Annotated in this window: 14 protein-coding genes and 1 pseudogene; 12 read left to right on the forward strand and 3 right to left on the reverse strand. The window is 68.9% G+C overall.

Annotated elements, in window-relative coordinates:
* Positions 1–214 precede the first annotated feature (214 nt).
* From ACIHA7_RS38580 to der, 10 genes and pseudogenes are all read left to right on the forward strand, one after another.
* A complete protein-coding gene (locus tag ACIHA7_RS38580; protein WP_397296940.1) occupies positions 215–1,936 on the forward strand; it encodes a CTP synthase in 1,722 nt (573 codons plus the stop codon).
* A gap of 4 nt (positions 1,937–1,940) precedes the next feature.
* Positions 1,941–2,603, forward strand: coding sequence for an NUDIX domain-containing protein (locus tag ACIHA7_RS38585; RefSeq protein WP_397296943.1), 663 nt, complete (start codon positions 1,941–1,943; stop codon positions 2,601–2,603).
* 13 nt (positions 2,604–2,616) lie between these two features.
* The gene (gene xerD / locus ACIHA7_RS38590) at positions 2,617–3,570 is read left to right on the forward strand and encodes a site-specific tyrosine recombinase XerD (RefSeq protein WP_397296946.1); all 954 of its coding nucleotides are present in this window, start codon (positions 2,617–2,619) and stop codon (positions 3,568–3,570) included.
* 195 nt (positions 3,571–3,765) lie between these two features.
* Positions 3,766–4,230: a cupin domain-containing protein gene (locus tag ACIHA7_RS38595; protein WP_397296948.1), complete on the forward strand. Its 465-nt coding sequence runs from the start codon at positions 3,766–3,768 to the stop codon at positions 4,228–4,230.
* A gap of 225 nt (positions 4,231–4,455) precedes the next feature.
* Complete coding sequence (locus ACIHA7_RS38600) at positions 4,456–5,400, forward strand: ParA family protein (RefSeq protein ID WP_397297007.1); 945 nt, start codon at positions 4,456–4,458, stop codon at positions 5,398–5,400.
* A gap of 500 nt (positions 5,401–5,900) precedes the next feature.
* Complete coding sequence (locus tag ACIHA7_RS38605) at positions 5,901–6,734, forward strand: segregation and condensation protein A (protein ID WP_397297010.1); 834 nt, start codon at positions 5,901–5,903, stop codon at positions 6,732–6,734.
* 350 nt (positions 6,735–7,084) lie between these two features.
* Positions 7,085–7,729 (forward strand): SMC-Scp complex subunit ScpB, encoded by a 645-nt coding sequence (gene scpB / locus ACIHA7_RS38610; protein ID WP_397297013.1) that lies wholly within the window; start codon positions 7,085–7,087, stop codon positions 7,727–7,729.
* A gap of 591 nt (positions 7,730–8,320) precedes the next feature.
* Positions 8,321–9,376: pseudogene (locus ACIHA7_RS38615) on the forward strand (pseudouridine synthase); the annotation flags it as partial.
* The gene (gene cmk / locus ACIHA7_RS38620) at positions 9,376–10,119 is read left to right on the forward strand and encodes a (d)CMP kinase (protein WP_397296950.1); all 744 of its coding nucleotides are present in this window, start codon (positions 9,376–9,378) and stop codon (positions 10,117–10,119) included. The pseudogene ACIHA7_RS38615 and the gene cmk, both read left to right, overlap by 1 nt.
* Before the next feature lie 11 nt (positions 10,120–10,130).
* Positions 10,131–11,540 carry a ribosome biogenesis GTPase Der gene (der, locus tag ACIHA7_RS38625; RefSeq protein WP_397297016.1) on the forward strand — a complete coding sequence of 470 codons (1,410 nt, stop codon included), beginning with the start codon at positions 10,131–10,133 and terminating at the stop codon, positions 11,538–11,540.
* Positions 11,541–11,741: 201 nt separating this feature from the next.
* Here the strand turns inward: der and ACIHA7_RS38630 are convergent, their stop codons facing one another.
* Entirely contained in the window at positions 11,742–12,626 is an 885-nt protein-coding gene (locus ACIHA7_RS38630) for a hypothetical protein (RefSeq protein WP_397296953.1), read from the reverse strand.
* A gap of 217 nt (positions 12,627–12,843) precedes the next feature.
* Between ACIHA7_RS38630 and ACIHA7_RS38635 the strand changes: the two genes are divergently transcribed.
* On the forward strand, positions 12,844–13,602 hold the full coding sequence (locus ACIHA7_RS38635; RefSeq protein WP_397296956.1) for an acyl-[acyl-carrier-protein] thioesterase: 759 nt from the start codon (positions 12,844–12,846) through the stop codon (positions 13,600–13,602).
* Here ACIHA7_RS38635 and ACIHA7_RS38640 read toward each other — a convergent pair.
* Positions 13,599–15,092, reverse strand: coding sequence for a mannitol dehydrogenase family protein (locus tag ACIHA7_RS38640; RefSeq protein WP_397296959.1), 1,494 nt, complete (start codon positions 15,090–15,092; stop codon positions 13,599–13,601). The two genes, ACIHA7_RS38635 and ACIHA7_RS38640, sit on opposite strands and share 4 nt — an antisense overlap.
* A 298-nt stretch (positions 15,093–15,390) precedes the next feature.
* Here ACIHA7_RS38640 and ACIHA7_RS38645 point away from each other — a divergent pair, with 298 nt between their 5' ends.
* Positions 15,391–16,476: an amidohydrolase family protein gene (locus ACIHA7_RS38645; RefSeq protein WP_397296962.1), complete on the forward strand. Its 1,086-nt coding sequence runs from the start codon at positions 15,391–15,393 to the stop codon at positions 16,474–16,476.
* 57 nt (positions 16,477–16,533) lie between these two features.
* On the opposite strand, the gene ACIHA7_RS38650 is transcribed toward ACIHA7_RS38645, so the two are convergent.
* Complete coding sequence (locus tag ACIHA7_RS38650) at positions 16,534–17,283, reverse strand: IclR family transcriptional regulator (RefSeq protein WP_397296965.1); 750 nt, start codon at positions 17,281–17,283, stop codon at positions 16,534–16,536.
* Positions 17,284–17,315: the final 32 nt, after the last annotated feature.

The following is a 17,315-nucleotide window of genomic DNA, read 5'->3' on the forward strand; positions in this document are numbered from 1 at the left end:
GGCCCGCAGGAATAAGCAGCACGCGGTCCGCCGAGTCGGCGTCGCCGCACCTCCCGATGGGGCAGCTCACCCGACCGACGGCGATACCGCACACCCTGCTCGGCGACCTCCCTCACAACCGCCCACACCGCGCATGATCAACGCTCCGGCGATCCAACAGCAAACGTGCGTGGCGTTAGTTCCCCACGCGCGATCCGTGTTACCGTGAAGACCCGTGGGTCATACACGGAATCAGGCGCGAACGGCTACGAAGCACATCTTCGTGAGTGGTGGAGTCGCCTCCTCATTGGGTAAAGGTCTTACCGCCTCCAGCCTCGGTCAGCTGTTGACGGCGCGTGGGCTGCGCGTCACGATGCAGAAACTCGACCCGTATTTGAACGTCGATCCCGGCACCATGAACCCCTTCCAGCATGGAGAGGTTTTCGTGACGGAGGACGGGGCCGAGACCGACCTGGATGTCGGTCACTACGAGCGGTTCCTCGACAGGGACCTGACCCGGGACGCGAATGTCACGACCGGGCAAATCTATTCGACCGTCATCGCCAAGGAGCGCCGCGGCGAGTACCTGGGCGACACGGTGCAGGTGATCCCGCACATCACCGACGAGATCAAGAGCCGGGTCGTCGCGATGAGCGCCCCGGATGCGGACGGGCAGACCCCCGACGTGGTGATCACCGAGATCGGCGGCACCGTCGGCGATATCGAGTCGCAGCCGTTCCTGGAGGCGGCCCGGCAGATCCGCCACGATGTCGGCCGGGACAACGTCTTCTTCCTGCACGTCTCGCTCGTGCCCTACCTCGCGCCGTCGGGCGAGCTCAAGACCAAGCCGACCCAGCACTCGGTGGCCGCGCTGCGCAATATCGGCATCCAGCCCGACGCGCTGATCCTGCGCTGCGACCGCGAGGTGCCGCAGGCGCTGAAGAGCAAGATCGCGCTGATGTGCGACGTCGACGTCGACGCCTGCATCTCCACTCCGGACGCGCCGTCGATCTACGACATCCCGCGCGTACTGCACCGCGAGGGCCTCGACGCCTACGTGGTGCGCAAGCTCGGACTGCCGTTCCGCGATGTGGACTGGACCGTGTGGGGCGATCTGCTCGACCGGGTGCACTCGCCGCGCGAGACGGTGGAGGTCGCGCTCGTCGGCAAGTACGTCGACCTGCCCGACGCCTACCTGTCGGTCACCGAGGCGTTGCGCGCGGGCGGATTCGCCTCGCGGGCCAAGGTACTCATCCGCTGGGTGCCGTCGGACGAGTGCGAGACCCCGGCAGGCGCCCAGGCCGCGCTGCGTGACGTGGACGCGGTCCTGATCCCCGGTGGCTTCGGCATCCGCGGCATCGAGGGCAAGGTCGGCGCGATCAGCTACGCCCGAGCACGCGGCATTCCGCTGCTCGGCCTGTGTCTCGGTCTGCAGTGCGTGGTCATCGAGGCGGCCCGTTCGGTCGGCCTGGTCGAGGCGAACTCGGCCGAGTTCGAGCCGGACACTCCGCATCCGGTGATCTCCACGATGGCCGATCAGGAACAGGCCGTCGCGGGCGAGGCCGATCTCGGCGGCACCATGCGCCTCGGCGCGTACCCGGCCACCCTGGCGAAGGGTTCCGTGGTCGCCCAGGCCTACGGCAGCGAGCAGGTTTCCGAGCGGCACCGGCACCGCTACGAGGTGAACAACGCCTACCGCGACCGGATCGCCAAGAGCGGGCTGAAGTTCAGCGGCACCTCGCCGGACGGGCACCTGGTGGAGTTCGTCGAACTGCCCGCCGACGTGCACCCGTTCTTCGTCGCCACCCAGGCGCATCCGGAGCTGAAGAGCCGGCCGACCCGTCCGCACCCGCTGTTCGCGGCGCTGGTCGCGGCGGCGCTGAAATACAAGCTGGCCGAGCGGCTTCCGGTCGACATTCCGGACGAGGAGTTCGCGAGCGCGGCGGACCAGGCGTAGGGCGATGACGCAGGACGGTGGCACCGCCGGACCGGGCAGCCACGATTTCGAAACCGTATCCAGCGAAACCGTCTACAGCGGCGCCATCCTGGCGTTGCGCCTGGACCAGGTGCGGATGCCCGGCGGGCACGTCGCCGAGCGTGAGGTGATCGAGCACCACGGAGCCGTCGCCGTCGCCGCGATCGATGACGACGACAACGTGGTGCTGATCAACCAGTACCGGCACCCGATCGGCAGGCGGCTGCTAGAGCTGCCCGCCGGTCTGCTCGACCTGCCCGACGAGGATCCGCTCGTCGCGGCGCGGCGCGAGCTGGCCGAGGAGACCGGGCTGGCGGCCAGAGAGTGGTCCGTGCTGGTGGATGTGGCGCTCTCGCCGGGGTTCACCGACGAGGCATTGCGGGTGTACTGCGCCCGCGGGCTGTACGAGACCGACCAGCCGGAGCCGGAGTTCGAGGAGGCCGACCTCGCGATCGTGCGCATGCCGGTCGACGAGGCGGTGCGCGCTGCGCTCGCGGGGGAGATCGTGAACGCGACCGCCGTCGCCGGTGTCCTCGCGCTGGCCGCGGCTCGGGCGAGCAAGGCCGAGTTGCGGCAGGCCGACGCGCCGTGGCCCGGGCAGCCCACCGCGTTCCTGCGCCGCAAGGCGGCCGAGAAGTCCGCGGACTGACGGGCGCCGGCCGGTGCTCGCGCGCGAATTGGATGCCTACCTCGACCATCTCGCGGTCGAGCGCGGCGCCGCGCGCAACACCCTCGGCGCCTATCGGCGTGACCTCGGCCGGTATCTCGACTTCCTGACCGGGCGCGGCGTCACCGCGCTCGATCAGGTCGCCGAGGGCGATGTCGCCGAGTTCACCATGGCATTGCGGGCAGGCGGCGCCGAGTTCCCGCCGCTGGCCGCGAGTTCGGTGGCGCGCGCGCTGATCGCGGTGCGCGGGCTGCACCGCTTCGCCGCGGCCGAGGGGATGACCACCACCGATGTCGCGCACGCGGTGAAGCCGCCTGCGCCCGGTCGCAGGTTGCCCAAGGCGCTGCCATATGACCAGGTGCTGAAGCTGCTGGAGGCCGCGGGCGGTGGCTCGGCGAGTGATCCGGATGCCGCGCCGGGCACCGACGGCGGTGCGCGTGGGCTGCGCGACCGCGCCCTGCTGGAACTGCTGTACTCCACGGGCGCACGGATTTCCGAGATGGTCGGGCTGGACGTCGACGATCTCGACACCGACGAACGCGCCGTGGTGCTGCACGGCAAGGGTGGTAAACAGCGCATGGTGCCGATCGGCAGGCCCGCGCTGGCCGCCGTCGACGCTTACCTGGTCCGCGGACGCCCCAAGCTCGCCGCCGGCGGAAAAGGCAACGCGGGCGCGCTCTTTCTCAACGCGCGGGGCGGACGGCTGTCGCGACAGAGCGCCTGGCAGGTGCTCCAGACCGCCGCCGAACGCGCGGGCATCGGCGCCACCGTCTCGCCGCACACCCTGCGGCATTCGTTCGCCACCCACCTGCTCGACGGGGGAGCGGATGTGCGCGTGGTCCAAGAGCTGCTCGGCCACGCCTCGGTGACCACCACGCAGATCTACACCCTGGTCACCGTCAACACGTTGCGCGAAGTCTGGGCAACCGCCCACCCGCGCGCCCGCTAGCGGCTCATACGGTGCACCAGGCTCGTCGACCGTGTGAAACGTAGGGCGGCTCTGTGTGTCTCGTCGCTTGGTGGATGGAGATTGCGGCAGCAACGTTCGAAGGAAGAGGGGAACAAATCGGACTGCGGTCCAGTTGATCCTCCGTGCCGGGCCCGCGCAGTGCGGCCCGGCGTGCGCGAACGTGAGGTGAGTTGAGTGGCAAAGTCTTTCATCGTCCAGGAATCCGATGTCGAAGCGGTGGCGCTGCCCGGCGGCGGGTCCTTCCAACTGCTGGAGGACAGCGAGCGGTCCGACGGCCTGTTCGGCGCGAACCGTCTCGTCCTCGCCGCGGGCGCGAATGGCACTCGGCCGCATCACCACACGCAATCCACCGAGATCTTCTACGTCCTCGACGGCACCATGGAGTTTCTCGTGGACGGCGAACTGAGCGCGGTGCGCAAAGGCGGACTGGTCGTCGTGCCGCCCGGCACCGTGCACGCTTTCGGCGCGTCGGCGGACGGACCCGCGGAGTTTCTCGCCGTACTGACACCGGGTATCGTCCGGTTCGAATACTTCCGGCAGCTCGGCCGGATCGCCCGCGGGGAGGCGGAATGGGACAGCATGGACGACTTGCACGACCGCTTCGACGTGCATTTCGACGGTGACCCGGAGTGGCGCTGAGCGATACGGGGTAGCGTTTTGCTGTTCGGGGCTCGGCGTGGTGCCGCGAACACGCCGCGCGCGTCGCGGCACTTGCACGCTCGCAAGCGGTAGCGTCTAACGAGAGTCGGACCGTACGAAAGCGAGGGTCGGGCCTGATCCGCCTCGCTACGCTCGGCGAGGCAACGGGCAGGAACGTATAAGGAGCAGCGGATCGTGACATCAGCCGGAGCGGCAGAGCCGCCGATGGGTGCTGGGGCGGAGCCGCTTACGGGTGCGCGCTCGGGTCCGTACTCGGAGGCCGCGGCCGAAACCCTGTGGGGCACCGGGGCCGAACCAATCCCCGAGGATGCGGCACTCGGACCGACCGGGCGCCCACTGCGCCTGGTGCCCGACCCGCCACCGCTGGACCGGCACGGCGACGCCCTCATCGTCGCCATGTGCAACCAGAAGGGCGGCGTCGGCAAGACGACCTCCACCATCAATCTCGGCGCCTCCCTCGCCGAATACGGGCGCAAAGTACTGCTCGTCGACCTCGACCCGCAGGGCGCGCTGTCGGCGGGTTTGGGTGTGGCCCACCATGATCTCGACCTGACCGTGCACGACCTGCTGGTCGGCTCCAAGGGTTCGATCGATGACGTGCTGATGCCGACCCGGGTCGAGAACATGGATCTGCTGCCCAGCAATATCGACCTGTCGGCGGCGGAGATCCAGCTGGTCAACGAGGTCGGGCGGGAGCACTCGCTCGGCCGGGCGCTGCACTCCATCCGCGACCGCTACGACTACATCATCATCGACTGTCAGCCGTCGCTCGGGTTATTGACCGTCAACGCGTTGGCCTGCGCCGACGGCGTGATCATTCCGATGGAGTGCGAGTACTTCTCGCTGCGTGGCTTAGCGCTGCTCAACGACACCGTGGAAAAGGTGCGCGACCGGCTGAATCCGCGGCTGAGCCTGTACGGAATAGTGGTCACCATGTTCGACGCCCGACTACTGCATTCGCGTCAGGTGATGGCGCGGGTCGTCGAGGTGTTCGGCGATCTGGTCTACGACGCGGCCATCTCGCGCACCGTCCGGTTCCCCGACGCCAGCGTCGCGGGCGAGCCGATCACCACGTGGGCACCGAAATCCAGTGGAGCCGAAGCATATCGGGCGATGGCGCGGGAAGTCATCCACCGGTCCGGCCGGTGATCGGCAGCAACGACCCCGCGCGACCCGCAGCAGTTACCCCCGCAACCGGCTCGGAGTCCGCCGCCGACTCCACACCGGGTGATCTCCTGGAGCGGGCCGACGCAGGCCCGGACGACCCGGAACAGGCCGACACAGTGACTTCGAGCGAAGGTGCGCCGGGCGACGCGGGGACGCCTGAGCCGATCGGCTCCGACGATGACGCGGTCGCCGACGGCGATGCGGTGGCCGACGATGATGCGGTCGCCGACGATTCAGCGACGCATACGGCCGCCGCGTCATCGGACGACGTCTCCGCACAGGTGAGCGACGCCACTCTCGCCGCCGCGCCCCCCGATTCAGCGGCGACTTCGAACGGTGCTGCCGCGCCCGCAACAGCAGCGCACGCAGCGGCCGACACGACGAGTGCGAGCGAAAGTGGCTCAGGAGCTGCGGCACCGGCGACTTCGAGCGATGGCGGATCAGGTGACGCCGCGGCCAAGGACGACAAGTCCGGGTTCCATCTGCGGCTGAGCAACTTCCAAGGTCCGTTCGATCTGCTGCTGACGCTGATCAGTTCGCGCAAGCTCGACGTCACCGAGGTGGCGTTGCATCAGGTCACCGACGAATTCATCGCCTACACCAAGGCGTTGACCGCCGCGCTGTCCGACGGCACCTACCCCAACGCCGCCGCGACCACCTTGCGGGCCGACAAGATCCTCGACCAGACCACCGAATTCCTGGTGGTCGCAGCGACGCTGCTCGATCTCAAGGCCGCGCGTTTGCTGCCGTCGGGGGAGATGACCGACGCCGAGGACCTCGAACTGCTCGAGGCGCGCGACCTGCTGTTCGCGCGGCTGCTGCAGTATCGGGCGTTCAAGCAGGTGGCCGAGCTGTTCGGCGAACTGGAGGCCGTCGCGCTGCGCCGCTACCCGCGCGCCGTCGGACTGGAGGAGTGCTTCGCCGGTCTGCTGCCCGAGGTTACGCTGGGAGTAGACGCGCACGAGTTCGCCGCGATCGCCGCCGCCGCTTTCCGGCCCCGCCCGGTGCCCAAGGTCGGCCTCGACCACCTGCACTCGCACGCCATCTCGGTCGCCGAACAGGCCGCGCTCGTGCTCGAACGGCTCAAAGAACGCGGCAAAGGCGGTTGGACGACCTTCAGCGAACTGGTCGCCGACTGCGCAGCGCCGATCGAGATCGTCGCCCGCTTCCTGGCCCTGCTGGAGCTGTACCGAGGAAAAACGATCGAGTTCGACCAACCCGACCCCCTCGGCCAACTCTCCATCAGCTGGATCGGCGACGATGCCCCCGACGCCGACCCGTCGGACACTGTGACTATCGAGGAGGACTACGGGTGAGGGAAACCGTGGACGCTGAGGTCTCGGACGCGACGGAACTCGAAGCCGACGCGACGGATGCCATCGGCGCCGAGCACTCGGCTGACGCGACTCCCGCCGGCGCGACCACGGCTGCGACGAAGTCCGCCGAGGCCGAGCCCCCGATCGCGGACGTCTCAACCCCCACCGCGAGCGCCGACACCGAGTCCACAGCTACCGACGCCAACCCATCGGACGTCGACAACCCCTCAACAGCGAACAAAGCCAACCCATCGGACGTCGACAACCCCCCATCAGCGAACGACGCCACCTCGCAACCCGACCTCCCGAACCCGACCACCTACGACGCGACACCAGTCGCCGACAACACAGTGGCGGAGTTCACCCCCGAGCGTCTCGACGACGCGGAGTTCCGGTCCGCGTTGGAGGCGATGTTGCTCGTGGTGGATGCTCCGGCCCCGGTAGAGCAGTTGGCGGCGGCGTTGGATGACACCACCGAGCGGGTGGATGAGGTGTTGCGGGAGATGCGCGCGGAACTGTCCGCGCGGGGCAGTGGGATCGATCTGCGTTTCGTCGGGGACGGTTGGCGCTTCTATACTCGCAGCGAGTACGCACCGTATGTGGAACGGGTGCTGCTCGATGGCGCCCGCACCAAGTTGACGCGGGCGGCGTTGGAAACGCTGGCGGTGGTGGCATACCGGCAGCCGGTGACCCGGACCAGGGTCAGCGCGGTGCGCGGCGTGAACGTCGATGGGGTGATGCGCACGCTGCTGGCCAGGGGCCTGCTCGCCGAGGCGGGCGTCGACCCGGAGACCAACGGGACGATGTACTGCACGACCGAGTTGTTCTTGGAACGGATCGGGCTCGCGTCGCTGTCCGACCTGCCGCCACTGGCGCCCCTGCTCCCGGGCGTCGACCTGATCGATGAGATCAACGAGAGTCTGGATACGGACCCCCGTTACACCAGGCTGAAAAAACCCGCCGAGGCCGACTTGGACCTCGGCAGCGAGGATTGACAGGACAAAATGAATAATTCCGCTCGCCGAGATGGCACACCGGATCGTAGGAAACGCAGTGACGAGCAGCAGCGCCCCGTGCGGGGTGCGGGCGCTCGAGGGGGGACCGACCGCGGCGCATCGCGCGGCGACGGCGCCTACCGCGGCGCGCAGTCGAGCACGCAGCGCGGAAACACGCAGGGCGGCAACGCATATCGCGGCCGCACCGATCGTGGTTCCGCGCAAGGCGGCTCCTATCGCGATCGCACTGACGGTGGCAGCACGTACCAGGGCCGTGGTTCCAGCCAGGGCGGCAGTTCGTACCGCGGCGCCCGGGATGGCAACGCGCAGGGTGGCGGCGGTTACCGCGACCGCTCGGACAGCGGCAACACCTACCGTGGCCGCAGTGAGGCCGGTTCCGGTGGCAATGCCTACCGTGGCCGTACCGAAGGCGCATCCGGGCAAGGCGGCAGCTCCTACCGTGACCGCGCCGATGGCGGCAGCGCCTACCAAGGCGGCAACGACCGCAGCTCCGCACCGGGCACCAGCTCGTTCCGCAACCGCAGCGAGGCCGGCTCCGGCGGCAACGCCTACCGCGGCCGTACCGAGGGCAGCGCCAACCAGGGCGGCACCTCGTACCGTGACCGCAGTGAGGCCGGTTCCGGTGGCAATGCCTACCGTGGCCGTACCGAAGCCGGGCACAGCGGCAACGCTCAGTCCGGCAACTCTTATCGCGGCACCACCCCCGGCGGCACCGGCCGCAGCCCCGGCATCCCGCAGCGCCGCGCCGCCCAGCCCGCGCCCACCGGCAAGAAGAAGAACCCCAAGCCACAGCGGCAAACCCCGTCCGCACCCCTGCTGAACAACGCCAAGCCGGCCAAGCGCCAGCACGTCGAACCGGCTGCGTCCGAAGGCCACACCAAGATGCCGTGGGGCGAGGGCGAGCGTTTGCAGAAGGTCCTCGCCAAGGCCGGTGTCGCCTCCCGGCGCGCCGCCGAGGAGATGATCGCCCAGGGCCGGGTCGAGGTAGACGGCGCCATCGTGGTCGAGCAGGGTCTGCGGATCGACCCGCAGGTCGCCGTGGTCCGGGTGGACGGCACCCGCGTGATGGTGCGCGAGGAGCTCGTGCACATCGTGCTGAACAAGCCCAAGGGCTGGCAGTCCACCATGTCCGACGATCTCGGCCGCCCCTGCGTCGGTGACATCGTCGCCGAGCGTGTCGCGGCCGGTCAGCGCCTGTTCCACGTCGGTCGCCTGGACGCCGACACCGAGGGCCTGCTGCTGCTCACCAACGACGGCGATCTCGCGCACCGGCTCATGCACCCCTCTTACGAGGTGTCCAAGACCTACCTCGCCACGGTGAACGGCGAGGTGCACAAGGCCATCGGCAAGAAGCTCAAGGACGGCATCGAGCTCGAAGACGGACCAGCGAAGGTCGACAGCTTCCAGGTGCTCGAGATCGGCGAGGGACGATCCCTGGTGAAACTCGTGTTGCACGAGGGGCGTAAGCACATCGTGCGCAGGCTGCTCGACGCGGTCGGCCATCCGGTGACCCGGCTGGTGCGCACCAATATCGGCCCGGTCGCGCTCGGCGACCAACGGCCGGGCACGTTGCGCGTGCTCGGCCGCGGTGAAATCGGCAAACTCTACGAGGCGGTGTCGTTGTGATGGGTGTGGAGATTCCGGTGGAGACGCCACGGCAGCCGACGGGGACGAGCCCGCTCGTCGTCGCCATGGACGGCCCGTCCGGCACCGGCAAGTCCAGCGTCTCGCGCCGCCTTGCCACCCGGCTCGGCGCCCGCTACCTGGACACCGGCGCGATGTACCGGGTCGCGACCCTGCGTGTGCTGCGCGCGGGCATCGAGCTCACCGACGCCGCCGCCATCGGTGCGGCGGTCAAGGAGCTGCCGCTGTCCATCGGCACCGATCCGCGCCGTGAGGTGATCCAGCTCGACGGCGAGGACGTCTCCTCGGAGATCCGCGGCGACGCCGTCACCAAGGCCGTCTCCGCGGTGTCCGCCGTGCCGGAGGTCCGTGATCTGCTCGTCGCGCTGCAACGCGAGATCACCACGGCCGCACAGCGAATCGTGGTCGAGGGCCGCGATATCGGCACCGTGGTGCTGCCCGCCGCGGACGCCAAGATCTACCTGACCGCCTCGGCCGAGGCCCGCGCCCACCGGCGCAACCAGCAGAACATCGCCGAAGGCCGCGGCGACGACTACGAGGCCGTGCTCGCCGACGTGCAGCGGCGCGACAACCTCGACTCCACCCGCAAGGTGTCCCCACTGCGTCCGGCCGACGACGCGGTGCTGGTCGACACCAGCGACCTGAACATGGATGAGGTCATCGACGAGCTGTACCGCGTTGTCGCGCAGCAGATCTCGACGACCAGGACGGGAGGTTCCCAGTGACCGAAGACGTGATGGCCGGCGACGGCATCTGGAGTGACGAAACCGACTGGGAGCTCACCGATCTCGATGGTGAGCTGGCCGGCGAAGAACTGCTCGCCATGCCGACGCTCGCGGTCGTCGGCCGTCCGAATGTGGGCAAGTCGACCCTGGTGAATCGCATCCTGGGCCGGCGCGAGGCCGTCGTCGAGGACGTCCCCGGTGTCACCAGGGACCGAATCTCCTACGAGGCCAACTGGTCCGGGCGCCGCTTCCTGGTGCAGGACACCGGCGGCTGGGAGCCAGACGCCAAGGGCCTGCAGCAGTCGGTGGCCCGCCAGGCCGAGGTCGCCATGCAGACCGCCGACGCGATCCTGCTCGTGGTCGACGCGGTGGTCGGCGCGACGGCGACCGACGAGGCCGCGGTGAAGATGCTGCGCCGCAGCAAGATTCCGGTCATCCTGGTGGCCAACAAGGTCGACGACCAGAAGGTCGAGTCCGAGGCGGCCGCGCTGTGGTCGCTCGGTCTCGGCGAGCCGAGGATGGTCAGCGCCGCGCACGGTCGCGGCACCGGCGATCTGCTCGACGACGTGCTCGCGGTGCTGCCGGAGACCCCGCGCGAAGGCACCGGCGGCGCCGGCCCGCGCCGGGTCGCGCTGGTCGGCAAGCCCAATGTCGGTAAGTCCAGCCTGTTGAACAAGCTGGCCGACGACGAGCGCTCGGTGGTGCACGACGTCGCGGGCACCACCGTCGACCCGGTCGACTCGCTCGTCGAATTGGGCGGCAAGGTGTGGAAGTTCGTCGACACGGCAGGCCTGCGCCGCAAGGTCTCGCACGCCAACGGCACCGAGTTCTACGCCTCGCTGCGCACCAAGGCGGCACTCGAGGCCTCCGAGGTCGCGATCATGCTGATCGACGCCTCCGAACCGATCACCGAACAGGACCTGCGGGTGATCAGCATGGTCGCCGACTCCGGTCGCGCGCTCGTGCTGGCGTTCAACAAGTGGGATCTGGTCGACGAGGACCGCCGCCTGCAGCTGGACCGTGAGGTCGATCGCGACCTGGTCCGGGTGCCGTGGGCGCAGCGGGTCAACATCTCCGCGCACACCGGCCGCGCCGTGCAGAAGCTGGTGCCCGCCATGGAGACCGCGCTCGAGTCGTGGGACAAGCGCATCTCCACCGGCCGCCTGAACACCTGGCTCAAGGAAGTCGTCGCGGCGACCCCGCCCCCGATGCGCGGCGGCCGGCTGCCCCGCATCCTGTTCGCCACTCAGGCGACGACCCGCCCGCCGACGTTCGTCCTGTTCACCACCGGTTTCCTCGAGGCAGGCTACCGCCGCTTCCTGGAACGCAGGCTGCGTGAGGAGTTCAACTTCGACGGTTCCCCGGTGCGCATCTCGGTGCGGGTCCGGGAGAAGCGGGAGCGGACCTCCAAGAAGCGGTAGGTAGTTTCGCGAACCGAGCCCCGAGAGCGTGACGTCGTCGTCGCCTCTCGGGGCTCTTCGCTGCTATCGGCAGTCATTGCCGCGCAGCACATTCGTTCTGCTGCCTCGGGCCGGTGCTCCGTCGCGTCACCAGAGTCGGGGTGCCCGGCAGTGCCGATCCCGCACCCAGGCGTCCGGGCCCAGTGGAGTGGTGCGGTCGGCTCAGCCGACCAGCGCGGCGCGCATGCGGTCGTAGCCGGCGGCGAGTGTGTGCAGGGCGGCGATCAATGCCGCGTCGTCGCCGGTGACCAAGGGGTATTGCAGGCTGCCGACGATGCGTGATTGGGCGGCGGCGAGTGCGGCGGCCTCGGTGCGGCCGAGCATGGTCAAGCTCACCGAAGCATCCGATAGGCGGCGGGCGCCGACTCGAATGCCGAAGATGGCCAGCAGGTTTCGGATCTCAGGGTCCAGGCCTTTCGCGACCACCTCGGCGAATTCCTCGACGGCGCGGGGCGCACCCTCGAGCGACCGGACCGCGTGCGGCATAGCGGATTCCAGCGCATCGATGGGGGAGACGACACGATCCCGCACGAAACCCGAGCGCAGGACGAACGGCGTATCGATATAGGTCACCTGCTCCCCGCGCCAGGCTTCGAGGAACGCCTCGCTCGGCAGCGTCGCGTACGGATTCCCTTGCGGATCGTGCAGCAACACGGTGTCGTCGTCGACGGCGAGCACCACCACGTAATGATCTGCGCCGATGGCGATTCCGGCATCCGGACGGTAAGTCAGCAGACCCATCTCCAGCGGCCCGGCCAGCGCGGGCCCCTGCGCACAGGCCGCCCGCAGCCGATCGAGGGCCGCCGCGGCGGACCCGCCGTCGCTGCGTACACACGACCACCCGAGCAAGTCGATGGCGGCGGCCAGCCCGATCTCCGGGTGCCACCCGATCGGATCGAAGAACGGTCTCGAGCCGTTCTCCAGTTGGAAGCCGAACGGCGACCCGGTCAACGTCTCGATCACCCCGGTCGTCGGCGCGTGCGCACCGAGCATCATCGCCAGTGAATTGCTGTAGCAGTACGGACCCGAACCAATGTATGGATGCATGCGTCCACCCAACGACCTGACACCGTGTCAAGGTCAACCTCCGGGCGCCACAAGCACACCATTGCGGCACCGCCCGCGAAGGTCGCACCCCCAGGCTCCGTTGATCTGGTTCCGGCTGCCGTATCGACCGATCAACGGCGAGCCGATTGTGTGAGATGCGCGACGCGCTGACCGTGCCGGCGCGCGCCCGGCAACCATGACCTGGCATTATCCGACCATGGTCATTCCCAGCGTGCTGCCGGAACGTCCGCCCGCCGGAACCCCGTTCGAAACGGGGTGGCCGGTCCGTCTCGCCGATACCGACGGCGACCAACGCCTGCGGCTCGACGCCATCGCCCGCTACCTCCAGGACATCGGCTTCGAGCACCTCGACGCGGTCGAGGACGGCGAAAGCCACCGTGGCTGGGTGGTGCGCCGCACGGTGATCGACGTCCTCAAGCCGATCCAGTTCGGTGAGCGGGTCACCCTGCGCCGCTGGTGCTCGGGCCTGTCCAACCGCTGGTGCAATATGCGCGTGCAGATCTGCGGCAGCAGCGGCGGCCTGGTCGAGACCGAGGCCTTCCTGATCCACTTCGGCACCGAATCCGGCGTGCCCGCCCGGATGAGCGACCGCTTCATGGAGCCCATGCTGGCCAGCACCACCGAACACCGGCTGCGCTGGAAGGCCGCCCTCACCGACCCGCCGCCCACCGCCGACGCCACCGGTGTGCAGGTGCGCCCCTTCCCGCTGCGCATCACCGATATCGACATGCTCGACCACGTCAACAACTCGGTCTACCTCAGCGGCGTGGAAGAAGTCCTGGCCGACCACGACGATCTGAAGTCGGGCGCACACCGCGCGATCATCGAGTACGCCAAGCCACTGCGGTCCGGCGATGTCGTTGAACTCGTCGCACATCGCACGGGCTCCGCCCTCGACATCTGGTTCGCCGTTGGCGACGAAACACACGCGGTGACCCGGGTTCTGCCCATCTAGGCCGGCCCGGCCAGCTCCGCGACGGTAGCCCGAGCGCCCTTGGTGTACAACGAATCCAGCGCCGCCACATAGGCGCGCACGAACCGCGGCTCGTCGATCAGATCACCGAAAACCGAACGATCCTCGAGGAATGCGGTGCGATCGTCCCGCTGGCGGCGAGCCAGCGGGATCAGCCGCTCGCGCAGCCGGTCCACGATCTCGATCGGCTCGCCGTGTTCGTCGACGCCCTCCGCGTAGCGCGCCCAACTCGCGACAATCGCTGCCGCACAGGTGATCTCGCCGTTGTCGGCCAGTCGTTGCCGCACCACCGGCAGCACCCACTTCGGTATCCGATCCGACGACTCCGCACACAGGCGCGCCACGGTGTCACCGATCGCCGGATTGGCGAAACGCTCGATCAACGTCTGCTTGTACTGATCCAGGTCGACCCCGGGCACCGGCCGCAAGGTCGGCGTCGCCTCGATGTCCATGTACCGCAGGAGGAATCGGCGAAACGCCGGATCCTGGGCCGCGTCGTGCACCAGTCGATAGCCGGTGAGATATCCGAAGTACGCCAGTGCCTGATGACCGGCGTTCAACAGCCGCAGCTTCATCAACTCGTAGGGCGCGACATCCTCGACCAACTGCACGCCGACCGCGCCGTAGTCGGGTCGCCCGAGCGTGAACGAATCCTCCAGCACCCACTGCGTGAACGGCTCCGTCACCACCGGCCACCGGTCGACCACCCCGTAACGCCGCGCGACCTGGGCCGCCGCCTCGGGCGGGGTGACCGGGGTGATCCGGTCGACCATCGAGTTCGGGAAGCGCACCTCCCGCGCCACCCAGTCACCGAGCTCGCGGTCGCGCAGCGCGGCGAACGCGCTGAAGGTAGTGCGCGCGACATGCCCGTTCCCCTCGATGTTGTCGCACGACAGCACGGTGAACGGTGCGATACCCCGTGCCCGGCGCCGGGCCAGCCCCTCGACGATCAGCCCGAAGAGGGTGGACGGCACCGCATTCGGCACGAGGTCGGCCTGGATATCCGGATCTTCGGCGTCGAATACGCCGGTGGTCGCCGAGTAGTGGTAACCGCCTTCGGTGACGGTGAGCGAGACGATCCGGGTGGCCGGGTCGGCCAGTTTCGCGAGCACCGCCTCGGGATCGTCGGGCGCGTACAGGTACTCGACGATCGAGCCGATCACGCGTGTGTTCCAGCGGCCGTCCGGCGTCAGCACCGACAGCGTGTACAGCCCGTCCTGCGCCGTCAGCGCATCGCGCATCTTGCGGTCGGCGGGCAATACACCCACGCCGCAGATGCCCCACTCGCGCGCCTCGCCGCGCTCCAGCAGCCGGTCGAGATACATCGCCTGATGGGCGCGGTGAAACCCGCCGACACCGAAATGCACTATGCCGGTGGTGATTGCGGACCGGTCATAAGTCGGTACCGCGATGCCGGAGTCGAGTCCAGGCAAGATGGCGGCCTGCAGCGCAACGCTGGTGTCCCTGGTCATAACCACCCCGTCAGTGTTGTGCGTCACACTTCGGATGCCGCCCTCGATGGGCAGTAGTTCACCAGCTGAGCATATGCGTAGATTTCCGGAGGGTCGTAGGGCCACCGTCTCACCCCGCCCGACGACGCCCGCACAGCATTCGCTGCTCGGCCACCCCGTAGGTGAGACCAAATGGTGCCCCGACAAGAACATTGCGTTACCACTTCGTGTGCGGACAAATCCACTGGCGGCTACTAACGTTCCGTAGCGGAGCGGTCGCACCCCTCGCCGCTGCACGACTACCGCACCGGAGGCTTGCGTGACCGTCGACTCCCCAGCGATCGGTAAAACCGCCCTGCGCAACGTCCGTGTCTTCGATGGCGCGGAGCTGACCGAGCCGACCACGGTGGTGATCGACGGTGCGGTGATCGGCACCGATGCCGGCGGCGCCGACAGTATCGACGGCCACGGCGCGATCCTGCTACCCGGCCTCATCGACGCCCACGTGCACCTACACGGCCCGGAGTCGCTCGATCAGCTCGTCGCGCACGGCGTCACCACGGCATTGGACATGACCACGTGGCCGCCCGAGCACCTCGCGGCGCTGCGTAACCAGCCGGGCACCACCGATATCCGCAGTGCGGGAACGCCGATCATCGGTCCGGGCGGCACGCACGCCCGGATTCCCGGCATGGCCGAGCACGCGGTCATCCACGGCCCGGAGGCGGCCGAGGCGATGGTCGCCGAGCGCGCGGCGGCCGGCTCGGACTACATCAAATTGGTGCTCGAAGCGCCGGGGGAGGGCGGCCCGGACGAAGCCTCCGCCAAAGCGGTGGTCACGGCCGCGCGGGCCAAGGACCTCCGAATCGTCATCCACGCAGCGTCTTTGGGCGCCTACACGCTGGCACTCGATGTCGGCGGCGATATCATCACCCATGTACCGATGGACGGCCAGCTGCCCGCGGAGGCGGTGCGCCGGATGGCGGAGGAGGGCCGTGTCGCCGCGCCGACCCTCGTCATGATGCAGGGCGTAGCAACAACTTTGGGCATTCTGGGGTTCGCCGACTGTCTCGCCAGCGTCGCGACGCTACACGCCGCCGGTGTGCCCGTCCTCGCGGGCAGCGACGCCAACGCCGAGCCCGGCGTCCCGTTCCAGCCCGCGCACGGCGACTCCCTGCACCGCGAGCTGGAGCTGCTCGTCACCGCGGGCCTGCCCCCGGCCGAAGCGCTACGCGCCGCGACCACGGCGCCCGCCGCCCACTTCGGCCTGGCCGACCGCGGCACGATCGCGCCGGGCATGCGCGCCGATCTCGTGCTGCTCGACGGCGACCCACTGGCCGACATCCACGCCACCCGTGCCATCACCCAGGTCTGGTGTGCGGGCGTTGCACACGCGATGAGTTAGGTAGAGCCGTCGGGGTGCCGCCCCACTGCCTGGGCGGCACCCCCACGACTCCCGCTCTCAGAGCGACATAGCCCCCTGCGACCGCAACAGCCGCGTGAGATTGGCGCTCACCAGCCCCGCCGTGCGCAGCACCGCCTCGGCCAGCGCGGGCAGCCGATTCAGCTCACCCACCGTCGCCGCCAGCGCGGCGACCACCTCGCCGCCCGGACCGCGCACCGGCGCCGCGACGCAGGCCAGCCCGAATCGGCTCAGGTCGGTGTCGTAGGCGAGGCCACGCTCCCGCGCCAACGTGACCTGACGGCTCCACTCGCGGGGTGAAAACCCTTCGGGTGGTTGGTGATTCGGATGCCCGATGGCCAGCACCTGCTCGGCGGCGGTGCCCGAAGGCAGCAGCGTCCCCGCCCGCAGCGGGAAGACCGCATCGATCTCCCGCCCGATGCCGCCGATCAGCATCGTGTGCCCTCGATCGGTCACCGCGAGACTGAAGCCGCCCCGATCCGACGTCGCCGTCAATTGCCCGAGCGGCCGGGCCGAGGCGGCCCGCAGCAACCGCGCCGGTTGCCAGGTTTGCCCGAGCCGAAACACCCGGGGTCCGATCTGATAGCGCCCGCTGCGGCGCTGCACTGCTCCTTCCGCGACCAATTGATTGAGTAACCGATAGGCGGTCGCCTTCGGTAGTCCTGCCGCCGACGCGAGCTGGGTCAAACCCAGCTCATCACCGTCCGCGAGCGCCTCGAGCAGGGCGAATGCCCCCTCGAGCACACCACGGCCCCCCAAGGCCGCCTTTTCCATCGTCGCTTCGTTCACTCTCTGTCCTCCCGTGCAGATACTGCAACGAA

The organism is Nocardia sp. NPDC052316, assembly GCF_044547795.1.
Lineage (GTDB): Bacteria > Actinomycetota > Actinomycetes > Mycobacteriales > Mycobacteriaceae > Nocardia.

Excerpts from the sequence above, each read along its gene's own strand:
- ACIHA7_RS38585 (WP_397296943.1), top strand. The coding sequence starts at position 1,941 with ATGACGCAGGACGGTGGCACCGCCGGACCGGGCAGCCACGATTTCGAA.
- ACIHA7_RS38600 (WP_397297007.1), top strand. The coding sequence starts at position 4,456 with ATGGGTGCTGGGGCGGAGCCGCTTACGGGTGCGCGCTCGGGTCCGTAC.
- cmk (WP_397296950.1), top strand. The coding sequence starts at position 9,376 with ATGGGTGTGGAGATTCCGGTGGAGACGCCACGGCAGCCGACGGGGACG.
- der (WP_397297016.1), top strand. The coding sequence starts at position 10,131 with ATGGCCGGCGACGGCATCTGGAGTGACGAAACCGACTGGGAGCTCACC.
- ACIHA7_RS38630 (WP_397296953.1), bottom strand. The coding sequence starts at position 12,626 with ATGCATCCATACATTGGTTCGGGTCCGTACTGCTACAGCAATTCACTG.
- ACIHA7_RS38635 (WP_397296956.1), top strand. The coding sequence starts at position 12,844 with ATGGTCATTCCCAGCGTGCTGCCGGAACGTCCGCCCGCCGGAACCCCG.
- ACIHA7_RS38640 (WP_397296959.1), bottom strand. The coding sequence starts at position 15,092 with ATGACCAGGGACACCAGCGTTGCGCTGCAGGCCGCCATCTTGCCTGGA.